This window comes from Prescottella defluvii, from assembly GCF_000738775.1.
GTDB lineage: Bacteria > Actinomycetota > Actinomycetes > Mycobacteriales > Mycobacteriaceae > Prescottella > Prescottella defluvii.
In genome coordinates this window covers 78,993-86,059 of the sequence record NZ_JPOC01000038.1, presented here as the reverse complement: position 1 = coordinate 86,059, position 7,067 = coordinate 78,993, and the positions used below count along the sequence as shown (strand labels likewise).

Annotated in this window: 7 protein-coding genes; 3 read left to right on the top strand and 4 right to left on the bottom strand. The window is 67.6% G+C overall.

What is annotated here, in order from left to right:
• Positions 1–121 precede the first annotated feature (121 nt).
• Entirely contained in the window at positions 122–589 is a 468-nt protein-coding gene (locus IJ15_RS0115090) for a GtrA family protein (RefSeq protein ID WP_269321484.1), read from the top strand.
• A gap of 89 nt (positions 590–678) precedes the next feature.
• A complete protein-coding gene (locus tag IJ15_RS0115085) occupies positions 679–1,527 on the top strand; it encodes an LLM class F420-dependent oxidoreductase (protein WP_031939178.1) in 849 nt (282 codons plus the stop codon).
• 6 nt (positions 1,528–1,533) lie between these two features.
• Here IJ15_RS0115085 and IJ15_RS0115080 read toward each other — a convergent pair whose 3' ends face one another.
• The 4 genes from IJ15_RS0115080 to IJ15_RS0115065 are packed head-to-tail and all read right to left on the bottom strand — an operon-like array spanning position 1,534 to position 4,711.
• The gene (locus IJ15_RS0115080; protein ID WP_031939177.1) at positions 1,534–2,655 is read right to left on the bottom strand and encodes a S1C family serine protease; all 1,122 of its coding nucleotides are present in this window, start codon (positions 2,653–2,655) and stop codon (positions 1,534–1,536) included.
• Positions 2,656–2,659: 4 nt separating this feature from the next.
• Positions 2,660–3,256: a dTDP-4-dehydrorhamnose 3,5-epimerase family protein gene (locus IJ15_RS0115075; RefSeq protein WP_031939176.1), complete on the bottom strand. Its 597-nt coding sequence runs from the start codon at positions 3,254–3,256 to the stop codon at positions 2,660–2,662.
• A gap of 2 nt (positions 3,257–3,258) precedes the next feature.
• Positions 3,259–4,134: a glucose-1-phosphate thymidylyltransferase RfbA gene (gene rfbA, locus IJ15_RS0115070; protein ID WP_031939175.1), complete on the bottom strand. Its 876-nt coding sequence runs from the start codon at positions 4,132–4,134 to the stop codon at positions 3,259–3,261.
• 52 nt (positions 4,135–4,186) lie between these two features.
• Entirely contained in the window at positions 4,187–4,711 is a 525-nt protein-coding gene (locus IJ15_RS0115065) for a hypothetical protein (protein ID WP_156112115.1), read from the bottom strand.
• 221 nt (positions 4,712–4,932) lie between these two features.
• On the opposite strand from IJ15_RS0115065, the gene IJ15_RS0115060 reads away from it, so the two are divergent.
• Entirely contained in the window at positions 4,933–6,324 is a 1,392-nt protein-coding gene (locus IJ15_RS0115060) for an MFS transporter (protein WP_031939173.1), read from the top strand.
• Positions 6,325–7,067: the final 743 nt, after the last annotated feature.

The following is a 7,067-nucleotide window of genomic DNA, read 5'->3' as shown; positions in this document are numbered from 1 at the left end:
GTCGGGCAGCGTGTAGACGGTCATGACGTTGATCTTGCAACCTCGAGTGCGCTCGAGGTCCAGTCGCATGTGCCGGACGTCACCGCGGATCCGCCCGTACGGTTCGCCTACGCTCGTTCCCGTGTCCGGAACCCCCCACGCCCACGAACCACACGCCCCGTTGCCGGTCGAGATCCCCGTCACCGAGTCCATCGCCGACGACGCACTCGACCTGAAGACGCAGATCGTGCGTTTCGTGCTCACGGGCGGACTGTCGGCGGTCGTCGACTTCGGGCTGTACCTGCTGTTGCTCGCGGTGGGCCTGCCGATGCCCGTCGCGAAGTCGATCGGTTTCATCGCCGGAACGACGACGGCCTACCTGATCAACCGACGCTGGACGTTCAAGGCCGAGCCGAGTCGAGCCCGATTCATCGCGGTGGTCGCGCTGTACGCGGTCACGTTCGCGGTCCAGGTGGGCCTCAACCAAGTCATGGCCCACGTGTTCCCGGACGAGTGGTGGCGGATTCCGCTGGCCTTCGTCATCGCGCAGGGCACCGCGACGGTCATCAATTTCGTCGTCCAGCGCGCGGTGATCTTCAAGATCCGCTGACACTGCTGGACACCTGTCTGGAGACTCTTCCGGATTCGGGTGGAACAGGTTACATTTCCTGAACCGAACCCACGCGGAGGAGTCAGATCGTGCGCTACGGCATCAGCCTGTTCACCAGTGACCGAGGCATCACCCCCGCGGCGGCCGCGCAGGCGGTGGAGGAGTCCGGCTTCGACGCGTTCTACGTGCCCGAACACACGCACATCCCGGTCAACCGGGAATCGAATCACCCCGGAACCGGCAACGAGACTCTGCCCGACGATCGCTACATGCGCACCCTCGACCCGTGGGTCGCGCTCGGCACCGCTGCCTCGGTGACGTCGCGGATCCGGCTCGGCACGTCCGTCGCGCTGCCGCTCGAGCACGACCCCATCACCCTCGCCAAGACCATCGCGTCCCTCGATCACCTGTCCGGTGGACGTGTCACGTTCGGTGTCGGATTCGGCTGGAACGCCGAGGAACTCGCCGACCACGGTGTCGACCCGAAGAAGCGTCGCACCGCGCTGCGCGAGTATCTCGAGGCGATGCAGGCCCTGTGGACGCAGGAGGAGGCGTCGTACGACGGGCAGTTCGTGAAGTTCGGCCCCAGCTGGGCGTGGCCGAAGCCGATCCAGCAGCCGCGTCCGCCGGTCCTGGTCGGCGCGGGCGCGTCGGAGAAGACGTTCGCGTGGATCGCGCGCTCGGCCGACGGCTGGATCACCACGCCGATCGAACGCGACATCGAGGACAACGTCACGCTGCTGCGCAAGATCTGGGCTGACGCCGGGCGCACCGGGCAGCCGGAGATCGTCGTCCTCGCCGGCAAGCCGGACGCCGACAAGCTGGCCCGCTGGCAGGACCTCGGCGTCAGCGAGGCGTTGTTCGGGATGCCGGACAGCTCCGCGGACGAGGTGCGCGGATACCTGCAGCGGCTGGCCGGCAAGCTCGGCATCGGCTGACGTAGGTCACCGCGGCGGCCCCTCCGTCAGCACCAGCGAACCCGATCGAGGGGTCCCGGTGGCGTCGGTCCACCGCAGGTCGACGTGGTCGCCGGGGTGGAGGGCGATCATGCGGACGTTCAGGTCCGACGCCGATCGGATCGGTACGCCGTCGAACTCGGTGATCACGGCACCCCGCGCGAGCCCGGTGCCCTCGGCGGGGCTGCCGAAGCTGACGAGTGTCACCTCGGCACCGGACTGCACGTTCGATTGTGGGTCGCGGTGGTCGCGGACACCGACCCCCAGCTGCGCCGTCGGGCCGATGTGGACGGTGTCCGACGGCCGCCCGGCCAGTACCTGATCCACCAGTTCCATCGCCGAATCGATCGGGATCGCGTACGACTTCGGGGTCGGCGCCTGCGGCACGTCACGTTCGACGGCGTTCCCGGCGCTGTTGACGCCGATCACCTCGCCGAACGCGTTCACCAGCGGCCCGCCCGAATCGCCGGGGCGGACGTCGGCGTCTACCTCGATCAGCCCGGTCAGCTGGTTGCGGGAGCCGTCGGCGGAGTTGCGGGTGGTGACGGTGACCCCGAGTCGGGTGACCGCGCCGGGCGCCGGCACCGGCACCCCACCGCCCTCCGCGTTCCCGATCGCGGTCACCGGATCGCCGACGTGCGCCGAATTCGACGACCCCAGCGTCGCCGTCGGCAGGCCGCTGCCGCCGGCCAGTCGGAGCACCGCGAGGTCGCGGGAACTGTCGTAGCCGACGACCTCGATGGGGTACCGGCGCATGTCGTACATGCTGGTCACCGTGATCTCGGTGCCGCCGTCGATCACGTGATGGTTGGTGAGCACGATCGCTGCAGACTCGGCCGGGTGCAGCACGATTCCGGTTCCCGCCGTCGTGCCGAGCGCCGAGCGTGTCGTGACGGTGACGATCGTGGGCACGACGCGGGCCGACAGTTCTCGAGGTGCAAGCGGAACGGCCGGTGGCGGAACCGGTGCGACGACCGCCGTCACCGCCGGTGGTGGCGGTGACGACGCGTCGGTAGTGCCGTGTTCGAGAGGTATGCCCAGGAGAGCGAGGCCTGCTGCCACGAGCACTGCAGTCGCAGTGCCGGCGCGGCGCACCCTCGTCGCTCTCATGGGTTCAGTCGCTTCCCTCCCGGTACACCGGCAGCACCCCGGAATCGCGGGCCTGCAGCAGCGTCGGCGCGGCCAGATCCTTGTCGGACAGCGTCCACTGCAGCGGTGTGCCGTCGCGTCCGGTCACCGGCCAGTCGATGCTGATGCCCGGATCGAGCGGGCTCACCTCGTGCTCACGCTCGGGGTCGTAGCCGGACGAGCACAGGTAGATCACCGTCGAGTCGTCCTCGAGTGACAGGAATGCGTGCCCCAGGCCCTCGGAGATGAACAGCGCACGGCGGTCCACGTCGTCGAGCAGCACCGAATCCCACTGACCGAACGTCGGCGAACCGACCCGCAGGTCGACGACGACGTCGAGGACGGCGCCCTTCGCGCACGTCACGTACTTGGCCTGGCCGGGCGGGACGTCGGCGAAGTGGATGCCGCGAAGCACGCCCGCCGCGGACACCGAGCAGTTGGCCTGAGCCAGATCGAGGGTGCGACCGACCGCCGCGGAGAAGCCGGGCTCCTTGAACCATTCGAGGAACACCCCGCGGTGATCGCCGAACTGTCGGGGCGTGATCTCCCACGCCCCCGGAACCTTCAACTCCCGATAATCCATGATCACCATTCTCTGCCGCGGTCGAGCAGCCCCAGCAGGTACGTCCCGTAACCGGACTTGACCAGCGGCTCGGCCCGCTCACGCAGTTCGTCGTCGGAGATGAAGCCGCGCCGCCACGCGACCTCCTCCGGGACGCCGATCTTGAGGCCCTGCCGCTGCTCGATGGTGCGCACGTAGTTCGACGCGTCGAGCAGCGAGTCGAACGTCCCGGTGTCCAGCCACGCGGTACCTCGCGGCAACACCTCCACCTGCAGCCGTCCGGCCTCCAGATACGTGCGGTTGACGTCGGTGATCTCGTACTCGCCGCGCGCCGACGGCGTCAGGTCCCGCGCGATCGAGACGACGTCGTTGTCGTAGAAATACAGCCCCGGCACCGCATAGTTGGACCGTGGCCGCGCCGGCTTCTCCTCCAGCGAGACCGCAGTACCGGAGTCGTCGAACTCGATGACGCCGTACGCGCCCGGATCGGACACCCAGTACCCGAACACCGCGCCGCCCTTGACGTCGTGGAAACGGGTGAGCGTGGTGCCCAGGCCGGGGCCGTAGAAGATGTTGTCGCCCAGCACGAGCGCAACCGAGTCGTCGCGGATGTGGTCGGCGCCCAGCACGAACGCCTGCGCGAGACCGTTCGGCTCGTGCTGCACCTGGTAGCTCAGCGAGATGCCGAACCGGGAGCCGTCGCCCAGCAGATTCCGGAACTGGGCGGCATCGCCGGGGGTGGTGATGATCAGGATGTCGCGGATCCCGGCGAGCATCAGCGTCGACAGCGGGTAATAGATCATCGGCTTGTCGTAAACCGGCACCAACTGCTTGCTCACGCCGAGCGTGATCGGGTGCAGTCGGCTACCCGTGCCGCCGGCCAGGATGATTCCGCGCATGTAGAGCAGTGTTTCACGCGTGACCGCGCGAGCGGGGTGGAGTCTGAAAGGCCTAGCTCTTGCGCATCTGAATCGCCGCGATCGTCGCAGTTGCGCACAGCGCGATGGACGACAGCAGGAGCAACCACAGCCCCCATCCAATGGATGGGCCGATCATCTCACCGAAGAAGTCCTCGTCCTCGGCTGACAGGTTGGCCATGTCGTAGATCGCGATCAGCAGGCAGATCGCGCCGAGCGTCGTGCCTGCCCACTGGAGTCCGAACCGTGGTCGCGCGGTCCGGGTCAGCAGGACGCCGAGCGCTGCCGTGGCGAGGGCGCCGAGGATCAGCGTGATCACTCCGTCGCCCTCGGTGCCACCCACGCTGATCCCGAGGAACGTCACCCACGGTCCGATGCTGCCGATGATGACGCCGACACTTGCGACGAGGGCGCCGATCAGCATCGGACGGTGCTTCGTTGCGGTGACGGGCGGGGGGCCGTACGTGGGCGGGCCTGCCTGCCACGAGCCCTGTGGCAGGGGCTGCTGCGGGTTCGGGCCAGGCATCGACGGGTAGCCCTCAGGGCCGGGGTGGGACATGCGTCCTCCGTGATCGGACTGGATCGGAACGACCACGTTATCCGCATACCGGTCGAACGGTTCGCAATTCGGGGCACTCGCCCCTATCTCATTCGACCGTGCGAGCCGCTGCCGTGCCGGCTCCTCGTGCCCAGCAAAGTCGTACATGTCCCGTTAGCGTCGAATCGACCGAAGATTGAAGACCTGCCTACTGCAGCTCCACGTCCGAAGGGACCTTACGAATGCAGGAATCCACGACGTACGGTCCCCATGAACGGTCGGCTGCGAGCTCTGCCGGGGCGGCCGATCAGGAAGTGGATCGTCGTACGGTACGGAAGGCCATTGCCGGTTCGGCGATGGGCAATGCGACCGAATGGTTCGACTACGGCGTCTACGCCACTACTGCCACCTATCTCACACAGAATTTCTTTCCGGGTCACCTCGGCTCGATCGGCACGATGCTCGGTTTCGCGATCTCGTTCGTCCTCCGTCCGTTGGGCGGAATGATCTGGGGTCCGCTCGGCGACCGGCTCGGCCGCAAGGCAGTCCTGGCGACCACGATCCTGCTGATGTCGGGGGCGACGGCGCTGATCGCGGCGATCCCGTCCTATGCCTCGATCGGGATCGCCGCACCGATCCTGCTGATCCTGCTGCGCGTGGTGCAGGGCTTCTCCACCGGCGGCGAGTACGGCGGCGCGGCCACTTTCATGGCCGAGTACGCGCCCGACGACAAGCGCGGCCGGTACGGCAGCTTCCTCGAGTTCGGCACCCTCGGTGGGTTCGCCGCCGGCACCGCCGTGGTGATGCTGTGCGAGCTGATGATCTCCGACGACGACATGGCGTCGTGGGGCTGGCGGATCCCGTTCCTGATCGCGCTGCCACTCGGCCTGGTCGGCTGGTTCCTGCGTAGCAAGCTCGACGAGTCGCCGGTCTTCAATGAGGTGGAGGCGCAGGGCGACAGCCAGGACTCGATCCTGGGTGGGCTCGCCGACCTGCTGAAGAACTACTGGCGCCCGATCCTGGTCTTGACCGGCATGGTCGTCGCGTTGAACGTGGTCAACTACACGCTGCTCACCTACCAACCGACCTATCTGGAGTCGACGCTCGGCCTGAGCACGCAGTCGACGACGGTGATCATCCTGGTCGGTGAAGTGGTGATGATGGCGTGCATCCCGTTCTTCGGTCGCTGGTCCGACACGCTCGGCCGAAAGCCGATGTGGTGGGGCTCGCTGATCGGACTGCTGATCGCCGCCGTGCCGATGTACTGGCTGATGGCGCAGGGATTCGGGTGGGCGCTGCTCGCCTTCGCGGTCCTCGGCCTGCTGTACCTGCCGCAGCTGGCGACCATCTCGGCCACCTTCCCGGCGATGTTTCCCACGCAGGTTCGCTACGCCGGATTCGCGATCGGCTACAACGTCTCGACGGCCGTCTTCGGAGGCACGGCCCCACTCGTCAACGACGCAGTCATCCACTCGACGGGCTGGAGCCTGTTCCCCGCGATCTACATGATGGGCGCCTGCGTCATCGGCCTGATCTCGGTCGCCTTCCTCCGCGAGACGGCAGGTGTGTCCCTCCGCGGTACCTCCATCCCGGGGGAGGACCCGGAACCGGCAATCGCGCCGACACGGATCTGAGACGCTCGCGGCGTTACGATCATGAAGGCTCTACTACGAACAGCACGACGATCCAGGGGTGCTGTGTCTGGCGAGGGTACGGGCTGATCCGCCGCCGCCTGGTGGACCCACTCTGCGAGCTGCCCTTCACCACCTGTGACGACGACGGGTCGACCTACCGCTACCACGAGATGCTCTGCACCCACCCCGAGTCCGAACTCGTCGAGGAATACGGGATCGCGCAGGCCCGGGTCTGGTATGCGCGGAGTGCCGGGCTGATCGAGGCCGCGCAGCACCATCGGGATGCGGCGATCGCTCAAGCGAAGGCCGGCAACTGGGTAGCGGTCGGCCGGCTGGTGCACGCCTCGGTAGGACGGGTGCCCTCGCCGAGGCAGGCAGCGCATATCGGCGGGCCCAAGATCTCTGCGACGATTCCGAGTACCAGACCGTTTGTCGCCGCGAACGGGCTCTTGTCGAGTTGTGGCAGCCGGACGGTGGGGGCGTGCGGACGGGCGGATCGGAGCACTGGAGTGCGCCGGTGCGGTCGGCGCTGCGGACGACCCCGTCGGACGCTCAGAGCGGTTCCCGGCCCGAGGACGCGCACGCCCGCTTGATCGAAGGTCTGGCCGCACTGTCGGTGGGCGATCTGATCGGCGCGCGGAAGTTGCTGGCCGAGTCGGCGGACCGGGAGCCTAATCCGGTCGCGAGCCTGCGAGCACCAAGATGGCGAGCAGGGGGTGGCGGATCCGTGATCGATGATCGGA

Coding starts and splice junctions, on each gene's coding strand:
- IJ15_RS0115060 (WP_031939173.1), top strand. CDS start 4,933: ATGCAGGAATCCACGACGTACGGTCCCCATGAACGGTCGGCTGCGAGC.
- IJ15_RS0115080 (WP_031939177.1), bottom strand. CDS start 2,655: ATGAGAGCGACGAGGGTGCGCCGCGCCGGCACTGCGACTGCAGTGCTC.
- IJ15_RS0115075 (WP_031939176.1), bottom strand. CDS start 3,256: ATGGATTATCGGGAGTTGAAGGTTCCGGGGGCGTGGGAGATCACGCCC.
- rfbA (WP_031939175.1), bottom strand. CDS start 4,134: ATGCGCGGAATCATCCTGGCCGGCGGCACGGGTAGCCGACTGCACCCG.
- IJ15_RS0115065 (WP_156112115.1), bottom strand. CDS start 4,711: ATGTCCCACCCCGGCCCTGAGGGCTACCCGTCGATGCCTGGCCCGAAC.